Consider the following 367-nt stretch of genomic DNA (forward strand, 5'->3'; position numbering starts at 1 on the left):
GCGCTGTGGAGTGTGCGGCCGGCCCGCCCCAGGCTACGACACGAAACCTGGGCGGCTGTGGCGGCACCTGGCGCTGGGAGAAACCATCTTCTGGCTGCACTATGCCCCGCGCCGGGTGCGCTGCCGGGCACATGGAGTAAGGGTGGAGCGGGTGCCCTGGGCGGCGCACGACTCGAGCTTCACGCACGCCTTCGAGGAGCTGGTGGCCTGGCAGGCGCAACGGCTGGACAAGTCGTCCATCTGCCGCCTGCTGGGAATCAACTGGCGCACGGTGGGCACCATCATCGAGCGGGTGGTGGAGGAGCGGCTGTCGCCCGAGCGCCTGGAGGGGCTGCAAGTCATTGGCATGGACGAGCTGGGCTGGAAA

At 68.9% G+C, this 367-nt stretch carries 1 protein-coding gene; it reads left to right on the forward strand.

The genetic code is table 11. The features are described 5' to 3' along the window. Positions 1–367, forward strand: a 367-nt coding sequence (locus Q664_RS58740; RefSeq protein WP_043414900.1) for a helix-turn-helix domain-containing protein, incomplete at both ends; no start/stop codon positions are given.

Origin of the sequence: Archangium violaceum Cb vi76 (assembly GCF_000733295.1) — a bacterium.
Classification (GTDB): domain Bacteria; phylum Myxococcota; class Myxococcia; order Myxococcales; family Myxococcaceae; genus Archangium; species Archangium violaceum.